13 protein-coding genes are annotated in these 13,171 nt (G+C 71.0%); 4 read left to right on the forward strand and 9 right to left on the reverse strand.

Annotation, left to right across the window (positions count from 1 at the left end):
• Nucleotides 1-218 precede the first annotated feature (218 nt).
• The 5 genes from IEZ27_RS33150 to IEZ27_RS33170 form a co-directional block, all read right to left on the reverse strand.
• Nucleotides 219-1,127 (reverse strand): 5-dehydro-4-deoxyglucarate dehydratase, encoded by a 909-nt coding sequence (locus IEZ27_RS33150; protein ID WP_189650865.1) that lies wholly within the window; start codon nt 1,125-1,127, stop codon nt 219-221.
• 442 nt (nt 1,128-1,569) lie between these two features.
• A complete protein-coding gene (locus tag IEZ27_RS33155; RefSeq protein WP_125633765.1) occupies nt 1,570-2,331 on the reverse strand; it encodes an IclR family transcriptional regulator in 762 nt (253 codons plus the stop codon).
• Nucleotides 2,332-2,401: 70 nt separating this feature from the next.
• Nucleotides 2,402-3,262: a carbohydrate ABC transporter permease gene (locus IEZ27_RS33160; RefSeq protein WP_189650866.1), complete on the reverse strand. Its 861-nt coding sequence runs from the start codon at nt 3,260-3,262 to the stop codon at nt 2,402-2,404.
• Nucleotides 3,259-4,191, reverse strand: a complete 933-nt coding sequence (locus IEZ27_RS33165) for a carbohydrate ABC transporter permease (RefSeq protein ID WP_189650867.1) — start codon at nt 4,189-4,191, stop codon at nt 3,259-3,261. Before IEZ27_RS33165 ends, IEZ27_RS33160 begins: the two co-directional genes overlap by 4 nt.
• Nucleotides 4,188-5,495 carry a sugar ABC transporter substrate-binding protein gene (locus tag IEZ27_RS33170; protein ID WP_189650868.1) on the reverse strand — a complete coding sequence of 436 codons (1,308 nt, stop codon included), beginning with the start codon at nt 5,493-5,495 and terminating at the stop codon, nt 4,188-4,190. Before IEZ27_RS33170 ends, IEZ27_RS33165 begins: the two co-directional genes overlap by 4 nt.
• Nucleotides 5,496-5,630: 135 nt before the next feature.
• Between IEZ27_RS33170 and IEZ27_RS33175 the strand changes: the two genes are divergently transcribed.
• From IEZ27_RS33175 to IEZ27_RS33185, 3 genes are all read left to right on the forward strand, one after another.
• Nucleotides 5,631-6,425, forward strand: a complete 795-nt coding sequence (locus IEZ27_RS33175) for an NAD-dependent epimerase/dehydratase family protein (protein WP_229824578.1) — start codon at nt 5,631-5,633, stop codon at nt 6,423-6,425.
• A gap of 83 nt (nt 6,426-6,508) precedes the next feature.
• Nucleotides 6,509-7,471, forward strand: coding sequence for a LacI family DNA-binding transcriptional regulator (locus tag IEZ27_RS33180; protein ID WP_189650869.1), 963 nt, complete (start codon nt 6,509-6,511; stop codon nt 7,469-7,471).
• Entirely contained in the window at nt 7,468-8,403 is a 936-nt protein-coding gene (locus IEZ27_RS33185) for an aldose epimerase family protein (protein ID WP_189650870.1), read from the forward strand. Before IEZ27_RS33180 ends, IEZ27_RS33185 begins: the two co-directional genes overlap by 4 nt.
• On the opposite strand, the gene IEZ27_RS33190 is transcribed toward IEZ27_RS33185, so the two are convergent.
• The 3 genes from IEZ27_RS33190 to IEZ27_RS33200 all read right to left on the reverse strand — a co-directional run bounded on the left by IEZ27_RS33190 (nt 8,393) and on the right by IEZ27_RS33200 (nt 12,000).
• Complete coding sequence (locus IEZ27_RS33190) at nt 8,393-10,870, reverse strand: SpoIIE family protein phosphatase (protein WP_189650871.1); 2,478 nt, start codon at nt 10,868-10,870, stop codon at nt 8,393-8,395. The two genes, IEZ27_RS33185 and IEZ27_RS33190, sit on opposite strands and share 11 nt — an antisense overlap.
• 101 nt (nt 10,871-10,971) lie before the next feature.
• Nucleotides 10,972-11,328 carry an MFS transporter gene (locus IEZ27_RS55630; protein WP_407672895.1) on the reverse strand — a complete coding sequence of 119 codons (357 nt, stop codon included), beginning with the start codon at nt 11,326-11,328 and terminating at the stop codon, nt 10,972-10,974.
• Between the two features lie 90 nt (nt 11,329-11,418).
• Nucleotides 11,419-12,000 (reverse strand): tyrosine-protein phosphatase, encoded by a 582-nt coding sequence (locus IEZ27_RS33200; protein ID WP_189650873.1) that lies wholly within the window; start codon nt 11,998-12,000, stop codon nt 11,419-11,421.
• Between the two features lie 87 nt (nt 12,001-12,087).
• Here IEZ27_RS33200 and IEZ27_RS33205 point away from each other — a divergent pair, with 87 nt between their 5' ends.
• Nucleotides 12,088-12,795, forward strand: coding sequence for a GntR family transcriptional regulator (locus tag IEZ27_RS33205; RefSeq protein ID WP_189650874.1), 708 nt, complete (start codon nt 12,088-12,090; stop codon nt 12,793-12,795).
• On the opposite strand, the gene IEZ27_RS33210 is transcribed toward IEZ27_RS33205, so the two are convergent.
• The gene (locus tag IEZ27_RS33210) at nt 12,779-13,150 is read right to left on the reverse strand and encodes a metallophosphoesterase family protein (protein ID WP_189650875.1); all 372 of its coding nucleotides are present in this window, start codon (nt 13,148-13,150) and stop codon (nt 12,779-12,781) included. The genes IEZ27_RS33205 and IEZ27_RS33210 overlap by 17 nt on opposite strands.
• Between the last annotated feature and the right edge of the window lie 21 nt (nt 13,151-13,171).

Consider the following 13,171-nt stretch of genomic DNA (forward strand, 5'->3'; position numbering starts at 1 on the left):
GAGCGAGCCCTGTGCCTGCGTCTGCGTCTGCGCCTGAGCTTGCGGCTGGGCCTGGGCCTGGGGGCGAGGTCGCGGGGGTGATGGGGCGTGAGGGTATGCGGTGGGCGCGGGCTGGGGCGCGTTCTGACCTCAGGGCTCAAGGTGGCCTGGGTGGTGGGAGGGCTCACTCATCGAGGGCTACTGAATAGCTGCTCGATGGGACCGACTCGCTGACCCCGTCAGGTGGTGGCGAGGTGTAGGCCGGTGGTTGTGAGGTGTCGCAGGGTGGTCAGGTGGTCGGGGGTGAGGTCCGTCAGGGGGGCGCGTACGCCGCCCACGTCCAGGCCTCGTAGGCGTACGCCTGCTTTGACCAGCGATACCGCGTACCCCGGCACCAGGTCGCGCAGTTCCACCAGCGGCAGGTAGAAACCGGTCAGCAGGCGGCGTACGAGTGCGTCGTCCCCGCTGGTCACCGCCTTGTGGAAGGCCAGCGCGATCTCGGGGGCGAAGGCGAAGACGGCGCTGGAGTACAGGTTCACGCCGAGGCCGCGGTAGGCCGGTACGGTCAGCTCGGCGGTGGGCAGGCCGTTGAAGAACGTGAACTCCCCGCTGGGCGCGGCGGCCCGGACGGTCAGGATGATGCGCTGGAGCAGGTCGAGGTCGCCGAGACCGTCCTTGAAGCCGATCACGTTCGGCAGCGCGGCGAGCTCGGCCACGGCGGCGGGGGAGAAGCGCGCGTTCCCTCGCTGGTAGATGATGACCGGGAGGTCGGTGGCGGCCGCCACTTCGCGTACGTACCTCACCAGGCCGGACGGCGGGGCGCTGACCAGGTACGGGGGCAGCAGCAGCAACCCGTCGGCGCCGCTGTCGGCGGCGGCCCGTGCGATGGCCCTGGCCATGGGGAGCGGTCCGCCCGCGCCTCCGAACACGGGCACGCGGCCCTGCGTCGCCGCGACCGACGTGGTCATGACCTTGGTGTAGTCGGTGAGGTCGAGGGCGTTGAACTCGCCGGTACCGCAGGCGGCGAACACTCCTCCCGCTCCGGCGGCGACCCCGTCGGAGACGTGCTTGGCCAGCACCGCCTCGGCGACGGCGCCGTTGCCGTCGAAGGGGGTCACGGGAAAGAAGAGAACACCATCCAGCCGCATCGGCAGTCCTTCCAAGGAGGGGGTCGGCGGGTGCCCGGTCGGCGATTCCGCCGACGTCGGGGTGGTGGATGCCTGTCGGCGATCCTTCCGAGGTGAGGGTCGGTGGATGCCCCGGCGGGGGCATCCACGCAAGGCGGGTATTTGGTGGAGGCCCTGGCGATGGTGCCGGCAAGGCGGGCCGCCCCTCGCTGGTCGGCGAACGGAACGTGCCCGTCAGCATGGCGATGATGCCGGCAAGGCGGCCCACTGGTGGATGCCCAGCGGGGGCATCCCCGCAAGGCGGGCATCTGGTGGAGGGCCTGGCGACAGTCCGTGCAAGGCGGTGGTCCTGGCGGCAGTTCGTGCAAGGCGGTGGTCCTGGTGACAGGCCCCGCAAAGTGGGTGCCGTGGCCGGGGGTCTTGCATGGTGGATTACTGGTTGGTGGGCTCTGCGAGGTGGGGACTAGCGGATGCCTTCTCTGCGGAGGGTGGCGGCCAGTCTGCGGGTGTGGTTGATCACTGCTTCGGTGATCCGCTCGATCTCGGCCGGTGGCAGCCCCACCGGCATCGAGCAGCTGATCGCGTCGGTGGCCGGGATGCGGTAGTCGACCGCCACGGCCACGCAGGCCACGCCCGGCGTGCCCTGCTCGCGTTCCAGCGCCCAGCCCCGGGTGCGCACCTGGTCGAGCTCGCCGGTCAGCTTGGTCAGGTCGGTGATGGTGTGGTCGGTCAGCGCCCGCAGCGGGTCGGGCAGCAGGGCCACGACCTCGTCGTCCGTGAGCTGGGCGAGCAGCACCTGGCCGAGCGCGGTCACGTGGGCGGGCAGCCGCCGGCCCACCCTGGGGATCACGTGGCCGGCCTCCCGCGACTCGCGGGTGGCCAGGTAGAGGACGTGGGCCTCGTCCCGGCGGGCGAAGTGCACGGTGTGGCCGATCTCGTCCCGGAGGTCCTCCAGGGTCTCCTGGGCGAAGCGCAGCGCCGGGTCCTTGTCGAGGTACGCGGTGCCGGTCAGCAGCGCGTGCGGCCCGATCCCGAACGCGGACCTGGTCGTGTCCGTCTCCACCCAGTTGAGCTCGACCAGGGTGCGCATGAGGGCGTGCAGGCTGCTGCGCGGGAAGCCGGTGCGCTGCTGGAGCTGCGCCAGCGTGAGGTGGTCGTGGGACTCCGCCAGGGTCTCCAGGATGCGTACGGTCCGCTCGGCGGACTTGACCAGCTGTGGCTCCATACTCGTCCCATCTCGGCGGCGACGGCTTCAGGGTGTCAGGATATGGGATCCCGTCCAGATACATGGACATCTACCCCTTGATTGCGCCGCTGGTCAGACCCCGCATGAACTGCCGCTGGAACGCCAGGAACGCGATGATCGAGGGCAGCAGCGCCAGCAGCGAGGCCGCGAGCAGCACGCCGATGCCGACCTCCTCGTCCGAGCGGAGCGAGCGCAGCGCGATGGGCAGGGTCCAGGTGCTGGAGTCGGTCGAGACGATCAGGGGCAGCAGGTACTGGTCCCAGATCATGGTGAAGCCGAAGACGCCGATCACGCCGAGCGCCGGACGGCACAGCGGCACGATGATCGTGGCGAAGATGCGCAGCTCGCCCGCGCCGTCGATGCGGGCGGCCTCCTCCAGCTCGACCGGCACCTCCTTCATGAACTCGGTCATCACCAGGATCGAGAAGCCCCAGGCGCCGACGGGAAGGATCATCCCGGCGTACGTGCCGATCAGGTTGAGGTGGAGCACGGGCAGGTCGGCGAGGACCAGCGACAACGGGATCGCGATGATCTCCTCGGGCAACATCATCGTGGCCAGCATGAGCAACATCACGACGGTCATGCCGCGGAACCTCTTGCGTGCCAGCGAGTACGCCGCGAACACGCTCACCAGCAGTTGCAGCAGCAGCCCGAACCCGACGACGACGAAGGAGTTGAACAGGTAGAGGTAGACGTTCTTCTCCCCGGCCTGGACGAAGTTCTCCAGGGTCAGGTCGTCGGGCCACAACGAGAAGGACGTCGGGTCGATCGTCCTGCTGAACGCGCTGACCAGCAGTCCCACCAGCGGTCCGGTGAAGACCAGCACCATCGCGGAGTAGAGCAGGACCTTGCCGGCGGTGGCGGCCGGCCCCTTGCGCGCCCCCAGGCCCAAGGCGCTGTCGAACCTCATGCCGCCTGCCTCCTGCGCAGCGTCTGCACGACGAGGGTCAGCGCCAGCGTGGCCAGGAACAACACGATCCCGCCCGCCGAGGCGACCCCCAGCTCGTTCTTCTGGAACCCGAGCTTGTAGATCAGCGTCATCAGCACCTCCGACGACCCGTCGGGGCCGCCGTTGGTCAGGACGTAGACCTCGACGAACACCCGCAGCCCGCGGATGGCGGCCAGCGTGAACAGGATCCAGAACACCGGCCGCAGCGCCGGCAGCGTGATGTGCCGCAGCCGGCGCCAGGTGGACGCGCCGTCGACGGCGGCGGCCTCGTACAGGGTGCGGTCCACGCCGACCAGGCCGGCCAGGAAGATCATCATGTCGTACGGCGTCCCGCGCCAGACGCTCATCAGCATGATCGACCAGAGTGAGGAGTCCTCGCTGCCCAGCCACGGCTGCGGGTCGATGCCCAGCCGGCCGATGATGACGTTGAGCATGCCGGTGTCACCAGGATGGAACATGATCCGCCACACCTCGGCCACCGCGGCCATCGTGGTGACGACCGGGAGGAAGGCCGCGGTCCTGACGAACCACAGGTAACGGGCGGTGCCCTCGATGAGCAGCGCGAGCACCAGCCCGAGCAGGAGCGAGCCGAGCGTGGTGCCGAGCGCCAGTACGAGGCTGTGCCAGATGGCCGAGGCGAAGGCGTCGTCCGCGATGATCGTGCGGTAGTTGTCGAGGCCGACCCATTCGTCCGAGACGTACTGGACCTTGTTGAAGCTCTTCCACAGGCCGAGGGCCATCGGGATGAACTTGAAGTACAGGAACAGCAGCAGGGCGGGGGCGAGGAACAGCCAGGCGACCAACGTCCCCCGCCGCCGGGCCGGGCCGGGTCCGGTGCGGCGGCGAGGGGGCGCCGTCGTGGCCGCCGCCCGCGTGACGGCCGGGGTCATGACGCTTTCTGGCTCTGCAGTTCCTGGGTGAGCTTGGTGGTCAGCTCGCCCATCTTCGCCTTGACGTCGGCGCCGCAGTCGGCCCATACGGCGTTGACGACGTCGGCGGAGTCCTGCCGGATGGGCGCCCAGTTGGGCACCGGCGGCGCGTAGACGGCGTGGTCGTAGGACTCCTGGAACACCTTCCAGCGCGGGTCCTGCCGCTCGGCGGCCAGGTCCACGCCCTTGTTCACGGGCAGGCGGACGATGGCGCCGTTGGCGTCCTTGTTCATGCCGATGCGCTGGCCGTCGGGGGAGATCGCGAACTCGGCGAACTTCTGCTGGGCGTCGGGCATGTCCGATCCGGCCATCAGGTAGACGTTCTCGCCCTCGCCGAGGGTTCCGGGGCCGCCGGAGGGGCCCTTGGGCACCGGCAGCACCTCGATCCTGTCGGTGCCGATGCTCTTGACGAACCGGGCCAGCACGTACGGGCCGACCAGGTAGATGCCGCCCTGTCCCTTCTCGAACACTTCGTGCGTGACGGTGGTGTCGTTGCTGACCGCGCCCGGGTTGACCGTCTTGCTCTTGCAGAACTGGTCCTGGAGGTACTGCACGGCCTCGACGGTCCTGGGGTCGTCCGTCATCGCGGCGAACCTGCCGGGGCCGGTGGGCTTCACGAAGTCGCCGCCGTTGGCGTAGATGAGGGAGGAGGCGTACCAGGAGGCGTAGCCGCGTTTGGTGCCGGCCGGGATCACGAAGCCGGCGGTGTCCTTCTGCCCGTTGCCGTCGGGGTCGTCGTCGGTGAAGGCGCGGGCCAGTTCGGCCAGGTCCGCCCAGGTCTGCGGCGGTCGCAGGCCGACCTTCTCCCGCCAGTCCTTGCGCACGATGAGGGCGAAGGCCTGGGCGGAGAAGGGCGCGCCGTAGAACTTGCCGTCGGAGCCGGTGGCCGCTTTCCAGGCCAGGTCCGAGAGCTGGTCGCCGCCGGTCAGCTTGCCCTTGTCCACCTCGCGCAGCCAGCCCTGGGAATGCATGTTGCCCAGTTGCGCGGTGTCGTTGACGACGATGTCGGGAAGCGCCTTCTGGGACGCCTGCTGGTTCAGTTTCGTCTCGAAGTCGTCGAAGAGGGCGACGACTTTGGTCTTGATCCCGCTGGCCTTGGTGAATGCGCCGGCGAGTTTCACCGCCGTCTTCGCGGAATCGGAATCGGGCGCCTGCCTGATCCAGATCTCCAGCGTGTCGTTCGTGCTCGATCCCCCGGAACCGCAGCCCGTCAGCGTTGCGGCCAGGCTCGCGGCGAGCGCGACCCCCAGCAAACGGCGTGACATCAGACCGCCTCCCGTTCACATACGTGGACACGTGTCGTGTGCATGAACTTGTTCCTGTGACGGTAACTACGGCGATATAGACCGGTCAATATTCAAGGATGTGAATTTATGCCAGAATTGTGTACAACGGTTGACATGCGCATTCTGATGACCGGAGCCGCGGGAAAAGTCGGCACGCTGCTCCGCCCCCGGCTCGCCCGTCCGGGGCGCACGCTGCGGCTCTCCGACCTCCACCCGGTCGGTACGGGCCCGGACGAGGAGTGGGTGACCGCCGACCTCGCCGACGCCGCGGCCATGGCCGAGGCCATGAAGGGTGTGGACGCCGTACTCCACCTGGGCGGCCAGAGCCGCGAGCACCCGTGGGACGACATCGTGCACGCCAACGTCAACGGCACCCACGTGCTCATGGAGGCCGCCAGGAACGAGGGCGTCGAGCACCTGGTGCTCATGGGCAGCCACCACGCGGCCGGCTTCCACACCAGGCCGCGGGACGGCTCAGACCTCCCCGACTACGCCTTCCCGCGCCCCGACACCTTCTACGGCGTCAGCAAGGTCGTCATGGAGGCCCTGGGCAGCCTCTACCACGACAGGTTCGGCATGAACGTGACCGTGATCAGGCTCGGCACCTGCAACGAGGGCTCGGCCGACACCCGCGGCCTGGCCACCTGGATCTCGCCCGACGACCTGGCCCGCCTGGTCGAGGCCGCGCTGACCGCGCCCGGCCACCACGTCGTCTGGGGTGTGTCCGGCAACGCCCGCCGGTGGTGGTCGCTGGAGGAGGCCCGCCGCATCGGCTACGACCCCCGCGACGACTCCGAGCCCCAGGCCGCCGCGCTCGTCGCCGAGCAGGGCGAGCCCGACCTGGCCGACCCCGTGCACGACCGCGCCGGAGGGATGTTCACGCTGAAGGAGCTCGGCGGCTCCTGGTAGGCAAACGGTTGCAGAAACCTTGACGGCCGGACCGTCGAAGGTCAAGGCTTAGCCCTGGCAACCGTTTGCAAGGGAGGACGGCGATGGCGACGACGATCAAGGACGTCGCACGCGCCTGCGGCGTGCACGTGTCAACCGTCTCACGCACCTTCTCCGCGCCGCACCTGGTCAATCCTGCCACGCGCAACCGCGTGCTGGCCGCCGCCGAGGACCTCGGCTACCGGCCCAACAGGGCGGCCAGGGCGCTGACGACCGGGCGTACGTTCAATCTCGGCCTCATCGTGGCCGACATCGCCAACCCGTTCTTCCCCTCGCTGATCAAGGCCGCCCAGGCGCAGGCCAGGGGCCGCGACTACCACGTCTTCGTGGCCGACACCGACGAGGACCCGCGGGTCGAGGAGGAGCTGATCAGGACGTTCGCCAAGCAGGTGGACGGCGTGCTGCTGTGCAGCCCCCGCCTGTCGAACCGGATGATCGAGCGCCTGGCCGAGGACGTGCCGTTCGTGCTGGTGAACCGGCGGATCAAGGGCATGCCCGCGGTGCTGATGGACGTCGGCAAGGGGGCCAGGCTCGCGCTGGAGCACCTGGCCGGGCTCGGCCACCGCAGGATCGCCCTGCTCTCCGGCCCGCCCGGCTCGTGGACCAGCAACGAGATGCAGGCCGCCGCCGCCGAGATGCCGGGTCTCGACCTGGTCTTCTTCGGCCCCAACCAGCCCACCGAGTCGGGCGGCCGGGCGGTGGCCCCCGAGGTGGCCGCGTGCGGGGCGACCGGCGTGCTGGCCTACAACGACCTCGTCGCGCTCGGGCTCATCGAAGGGCTGACGGCGATGGAGATCGGCGTACCGGACCGGATCAGTGTGATCGGGTTCGACGACATCCTTCCCGGGCGGCTCGGCCGGCCCAAGCTGACCACGGTGGCGATGCCCGCCGCGACGGCCGGGCGGATGGCGGTCGACCTGCTGCTGCAGTCAGAGGGCGAGGGCGCGGTGATCACCCTGGACACCGACCTCATCGTCCGCGAGTCCACGGGAAGGGCCAACACATGATCTTCGGAACGCTGCCGTCGGGCGAGACCGTCCAGCGCGTGGAGCTGTCGTCCGGACGGCTGCGCGCCGAGGTGCTCACCTACGGCGCCGTCCTGCGCTCGCTGGAGGTCGGCGGCCTCGACGTCGTGCTCGGCCTGGACACGCTGGAGGACTACCTGACCCGCAGCCGCTACTTCGGCGCCGTGGTCGGCCGCTACGGCAACCGCGTCGCCGGCGGCCGCTTCACCCTCGACGGCCGCGAGCACCGCCTGCCGGTCAACAACGGCCCCAACAGCCTGCACGGCGGCACCGAGGGCTTCGACCGCAGGGTGTGGACGATCACCGCCCGCACCGCCACCTCGGTCACCCTCGAACTGACCAGCCCCGACGGCGACCAGGGCTACCCCGGCACGCTCACCGCCTCGGTCACCTACACCCTGGACGACGACGCCCTCCGCCTCGACTACGCCGCCGAGACCGACGCGCCGACCGTGCTCAACCTCACCAACCACTCCTACTTCAACCTGACCGGCGGCGGCGACGTGCTCGGCCACGTGGTCAGGATGGAGGCCGGCCACTACCTGCCCGTGGACGACGGCAAGATCCCCACCGGCGAGCTCGCGCCGGTCAAGGGCACCGACTTCGACTTCACCGAGCCGCACGCGGTGGGCGACCGGCTCGGCGGCGCTTACGACCACTGCTTCGTGCTCGACGGCGGCGTCGAGGTCACCGCGGGCGGCCTGACCATGCGGGTGACCACCACCGAGCCCGCCGTGCAGTTCTACGCGGGCGGCATGCTCGACGGGGTCGCCACCCCGTACGGGCCCTTCGCCGGGTTGTGCCTGGAGACCCAGCACTTCCCCGACTCGCCGAACCAGCCGCACTTCCCGTCCACCGTGTTGCGGCCCGGCGAGCGCCACACGTCCTCGACCGCCTACCGGTTCACGGCCTGACCCCGCGCAGCTCCGCCGCCGCCTTGATCACCAGCAGCGCCACGTCGTCCTGCGACGGCTCCTTGGCGAACGTCTCGACCGCGTGCCGTACGCGCTCGGCCACCCCGTGGGCGCTCAGCCCACGGCAGCCGGACAGCAGGGCCGACAGGCCGTCGTCGTCGTCGAGCAGCCGGTCGCCGTTGCGCCGCTCGGTCACGCCGTCGGTGACGCACAGCAGCACCTCCTCCGGCGCCAGCTCGAACGTCTCGACGTAGAACCTCGCGCCGGCCTCGATGCCGAGCAGCAGTTGCGGCGCGGCCACCGTGTCGACCACGCCGTTCGCGCGCAGCAGCAGGGGCGGCGGGTGCCCGGCCGAGGCGATCGTGCACAGCGCGCCGCCCTGGGGGAGCGGGGTCAGCTCCCCGCACAGCAGGCTGAGGAAACGGTCCTCCTCGACCTCCTCCAGCAGCGCCTGGTTGAGCCGGTCGAAGATGTCGGCCACCGTGTAGTGCTCCTTGGCCAGCAGGCGTACGGCGTGCCGGGCCAGGCCGGTCACCGCGGCCGCCTCGGGACCGCTGCCGCACACGTCGCCGAGGGCGAAGCACCAGTGGTCGGAGACCGTGAACAGGTCGTAGAAGTCGCCGCCGACGTCGGCGCCCTCCTCGGCGGGCTCGTAGACGACCGCCGACTCCAGGCCCGGCATGGGCGCCGCGCGCATGGGCAGCAGGCTGCGCTGCAACACCCGCGAGGTGGTCGCCTGCCGCGCGTACAACATGGCGGTGTGCAGGTTGAGGGCGACCAGGCGGCACAGGTCGGCCAGCAGGTCGGCCAGCTCCAGCGGCAGAGTCGGCTCGGCGCGGCCGATCACCAGCGCGCCGTGCGAGCGGCCCTGCGTGAGCAGTGGGAACGACAACACGGTCTCGGCGCCGACCGGCCAGCTCACCTCGTTCAGCGCGGTACGCGGGATCGCCGGCAGCGACCTGCGCAGGTTGGCGTTGTAGCGCTCCTCGCTGTGCCAGACGTGGGCGAGCCTGGTCATGCCCGCCAGGTCGGTCAGGTAGACCGCCGCCCAGGTCGCGATCTTGGGTACGACCAGCTGCGCGGTCAGCGCGGCGATCAGCTCCTCGTCGTGCACCCCGGCCAGCAGCTCGCCGGCCTCGGCCAGGAAGGAGAGGCGGCCGCGGTGGGCGCGTTCGCGCTCGGCCAGCCGTTCGCGCTGCACCGGCACGGCCACCTGGTCGGCGATGTGCTGGAGGCTGACCGTGAGCTCCTGGTCGAAACGGCCCGGCTGAGCGGCGGTCACCACGATGTAGCCGGTCACCTCGCCGCCCACGCTCATCGGCGCGCACGCCAGCGACCTGGCCCGGAGCTGCTGGGCCAGCTCGACGTCGCCGGCCAGCAGGTCGTCGATCATCGACGGCGTCCTGCCGTCGGGGCCGAACACGCCCGCGGCCAGCACGCCCACCAGCCCCGCCGTCGCGCCCGCGCCCGCCGCCACCCCGAACCGGTCGCCGCCCTCGGCGGCCAGCAGCACGTACGCCGCGTCGCCGCCGCTGCTGGTCTGGACGATCTGGGCGATGGTGTCCAGCAGCTCGGCGAACGGCATGTCCCGGTCGAGCAGGTCCTTGATCCGCCGACCGGCCTCCCTGCGCAGCGGCGCGGCCGGCGGCGTCAGCACGTAGCGGTGGTCGCCGGCCACGATCATCCAGATCGACCGGTGGTCCTCGGGGCCGCCGCGGCTGCGTACGTGCGAGACGTAGACGGGGATCAGCCGGCCGTCGGCGTGCCGCATCCGGGCCTCGCCCCGCCAGCGGCCCAGGGACAGGGTGCCGGCCAGGGACATCGCGTACGGGCCGTGGCCGCGCCAGGCCACCAGCTCGGCCAGCGGCATGCCGACCGCCTGCTCCGGCGTCCAGCCCAGCAGCTTCTCGGCCTCGGAGTTCCAGGACAACACGGTCCCGTCGCCGTCGGCGAGCAGCACGCCGACGTGCAGCCCCTCGATGGGCGTGGCCACGGTGGCCGGCACGAGCCCCGGCGTGCCGACCATGACCTCCTGGTGGTCGGGCCCGTCGGTCAGCTCCAGGCGGACCCACACCCGCTTGGCGGTCCTGGTGTAGGTGACGCCCCAGGCGTCGGCCAGCATGCAGGCCAGGGCGAGCCCGCGCCCGGACGTGCGCATCACGCCGTTCGACACCGCCTCGGCGGACACGGCCTCGGCCGTCAGGACCGTCCGGGCGGGATGGTGGTCGTCGACCTCGATCTCGAGTCTGGCCGGGCTCGCCGAGACGTCGAGACGGCAGGTCAGCTCGATGCCGGTGCCCGCGTGCACCACGGCGTTGGTGACGAGCTCGCTGGTCAGCAGCACCGCGTCCTCGGCCAGGTGGCTCAGGCGCCATTCGCTGAGCACCTGGCGGATGAATCGGCGCGCGTGCGCGGGCGCGTGGGGAGTGCCGTCGAAGGCCGTGCTCGACACTCGGGTCGTGTCCACTCTGGCGGTCCTAGTACATCACTCGATGTGGCAGTTCGGTGACTCTCAGAGTGGCAGAACGGTGCCGTTGATACCTCCTGTTGTGAAGAAGGAGCCGCGGGCTACCGTACGCCGCGAAGAAGACCGACCAGGGGCGCCGCGGCCACCGCCGACGGCAGGTGTTTGGCCATCGCGAACGCGCCCAGGAAACGCCCGGCCTCGCGCTCGTCGGGCAGCACCTGGGTCACCATGCCGAGGTCCACCGCGTAGTAGACGCCGGTCGCCGCCCCCGAGACCACGGCCACCAGCACCACGACGGCCACGCTCGCGGTCGCCGCCTTGAGCAGCAACATGGCGGCCAGGATCACGGTCGTCCACAGGACGAACGCCCGGCCCCTGCCGATCCTGGCCGACCAGCGCCCGCCCAGGTAGGCGAGCAGGCCGGACAGCAGCGTGCTGACGATCGTGGTCAGGCCGATGGCCCGAGACGGGGTTGGCGATCACGGTGGCCACGCCGCCGATGGTGGCGACCAGGCCGCGGCGCAGGCGTACCGGCTCCTGGGGGAGCGTCATGGCAGCAGCGCGGCGCGCAGCCGCTCGATCCGGTCGGCCGTGAGGCCGTTGGCGAGCAGGAACGTCTCGGCGCCGCCCAGTTCGTCCAGGGTGGCCAGGAACGTGCGCATGGCGCTCTCGGGGGCGTCGAGCAGCGCGCCCGGTACGGCCGCGGGGCCGTCCGGCCCGGACAGGCCGAGCATGAGCAGGATGTCGGGCAGCGCCGGCGCGGTCAGGGCGTAGTCGCGGACGATGGCCTCGTGGTCCACGTCGAGCAGGTCGAGGATCAGGGCGACGACCATGCCGGTCCGGTCCTTGCCGGCGGCGCAGTGCACGAGCGCGGGCAGGCCGTCGGCGATCTCGGCGATCACTCCGGCGAACCAGGAGGCCCGGTGCCGGAGGAGGCCGGCGTACAGGTCGCCGAGGTCCAGGTCGGCGGGCAGTGCGGCGAGCTGGGCGGGGGAGGAGGTGTTGCCCGCGCCGAGCGTGGCGTGCCGGGTGTCCTCGGGGGTGAGGGTGTGCGGTTGCGCCGAGCGGTAGAGCACGCCCGGGCGCAGGGAGGTCGCCGCGGCGACGTCCCGGAGGTTCAGGAGGGGCATGTGTCATATATATGAGTTGGCGGTCTGCGGGCAGACTGCCTGCGTGTGGCCGACGGGTGAACCCTGACGCGCCTTTAAGGTGTTCACGTGCCACGACAAGCCCGCTACCGGGAGATCGCCCACGTCCTCGGCAGATCCATCGAGTCGGGGGAGCTGGCTCCGGGCGAGCGCCTGCCGACCGAGGACGCCCTCGCCGAGCGTTACGGCGTCCACCGGCTGACCGCCCGCCAGGCGATGGTGGAGCTGCGCAAGGCCGGCCTGGTCGAGACTCGGCAGGGGCTCGGGAGCTTCGTCAGACGGGCGCCGCGCAGGATCGAGGTCTCCGTCGATCCCGAGACCCGCAGACACCGCCCTTCGGACATCGCGGGCATGGCGGGCCTGTTCACCGGCGGGGAGCGGCTCGTGGAACGCGGCGAGGTGGCGCATCCGGCCGCGGCCGGTCACCTGCGGCTGCCCGGCGGCGTCGTGCACGAGATCACCACCCTGCTCAGGAACGGCGAGCGGCCCTGCGTGCTCAGCCGCTACCGCCTGGCCTCCGAGCTGGCCGGGCTGCGCCTCGACCCGAAGGCGGGCGTGCTGGCCTCGCTGGAGGCCGCCGGCCACGCCTACCGCTACGCCTGGCACGCCATCTCGGCCGAGCCCGCCGACCTGCACGACCAGAGCATGCTGGAGATGGAAGCGGGCGAGGCGGTGCTGGTGCGGGAGGGGCTGCTCACGCACGACGGGCGGCCCGTGTGCCATGTCGAACGGCGTTGCCGCGGCGACATGATCTCGTTCGTCACCCGATATGACTGAGCAGCACCTCGGTGTCCAGCTCGTAGACCGGCGGGGCCGGCGACAGCGGCACGAGCGTGGTGAGCACGCCTGACGGGCCGAGGTCCATGCGCGTGAACGCCTGCGAGGCCAGCACGAGCCGCACGTCCGACCCTTCGAGCATGCGGGCCGGCCGGGCGGGCTCGCGCGGGCCGATGCCGTCCATGAGGGGCAGCACGCTGGGGATCGGCGGGTGGTGCGGCACCAGCACGCTGCCGTCGGGCGCGGGTTCGGCCAGCGTGTCCGCCGGCCAGGCGAGCTGGTCGTCGTCGAGCTCGCCGTGGTGGTGGCCGGGCGCCGAGGTGTCGAGCGCGATCAGCCGCAGGCCGCCCGCCATCGTGACGGCGTCCCAGGAGCC

Source organism: Nonomuraea spiralis (assembly GCF_014648435.1).
Classification (GTDB): Bacteria; Actinomycetota; Actinomycetes; order Streptosporangiales; family Streptosporangiaceae; genus Nonomuraea; species Nonomuraea spiralis.

What these genes read in the sequence shown, in the direction of transcription:
- IEZ27_RS33150 (WP_189650865.1), bottom strand. Translation starts at nt 1,127, where the DNA reads ATGCGGCTGGATGGTGTTCTCTTCTTTCCCGTGACCCCCTTCGACGGC.
- IEZ27_RS33155 (WP_125633765.1), bottom strand. Translation starts at nt 2,331, where the DNA reads ATGGAGCCACAGCTGGTCAAGTCCGCCGAGCGGACCGTACGCATCCTG.
- IEZ27_RS33160 (WP_189650866.1), bottom strand. Translation starts at nt 3,262, where the DNA reads ATGAGGTTCGACAGCGCCTTGGGCCTGGGGGCGCGCAAGGGGCCGGCC.
- IEZ27_RS33165 (WP_189650867.1), bottom strand. Translation starts at nt 4,191, where the DNA reads ATGACCCCGGCCGTCACGCGGGCGGCGGCCACGACGGCGCCCCCTCGC.
- IEZ27_RS33170 (WP_189650868.1), bottom strand. Translation starts at nt 5,495, where the DNA reads ATGTCACGCCGTTTGCTGGGGGTCGCGCTCGCCGCGAGCCTGGCCGCA.
- IEZ27_RS33175 (WP_229824578.1), top strand. Translation starts at nt 5,631, where the DNA reads ATGCGCATTCTGATGACCGGAGCCGCGGGAAAAGTCGGCACGCTGCTC.
- IEZ27_RS33180 (WP_189650869.1), top strand. Translation starts at nt 6,509, where the DNA reads ATGGCGACGACGATCAAGGACGTCGCACGCGCCTGCGGCGTGCACGTG.
- IEZ27_RS33185 (WP_189650870.1), top strand. Translation starts at nt 7,468, where the DNA reads ATGATCTTCGGAACGCTGCCGTCGGGCGAGACCGTCCAGCGCGTGGAG.
- IEZ27_RS33200 (WP_189650873.1), bottom strand. Translation starts at nt 12,000, where the DNA reads ATGCCCCTCCTGAACCTCCGGGACGTCGCCGCGGCGACCTCCCTGCGC.
- IEZ27_RS33210 (WP_189650875.1), bottom strand. Translation starts at nt 13,150, where the DNA reads ATGGCGGGCGGCCTGCGGCTGATCGCGCTCGACACCTCGGCGCCCGGC.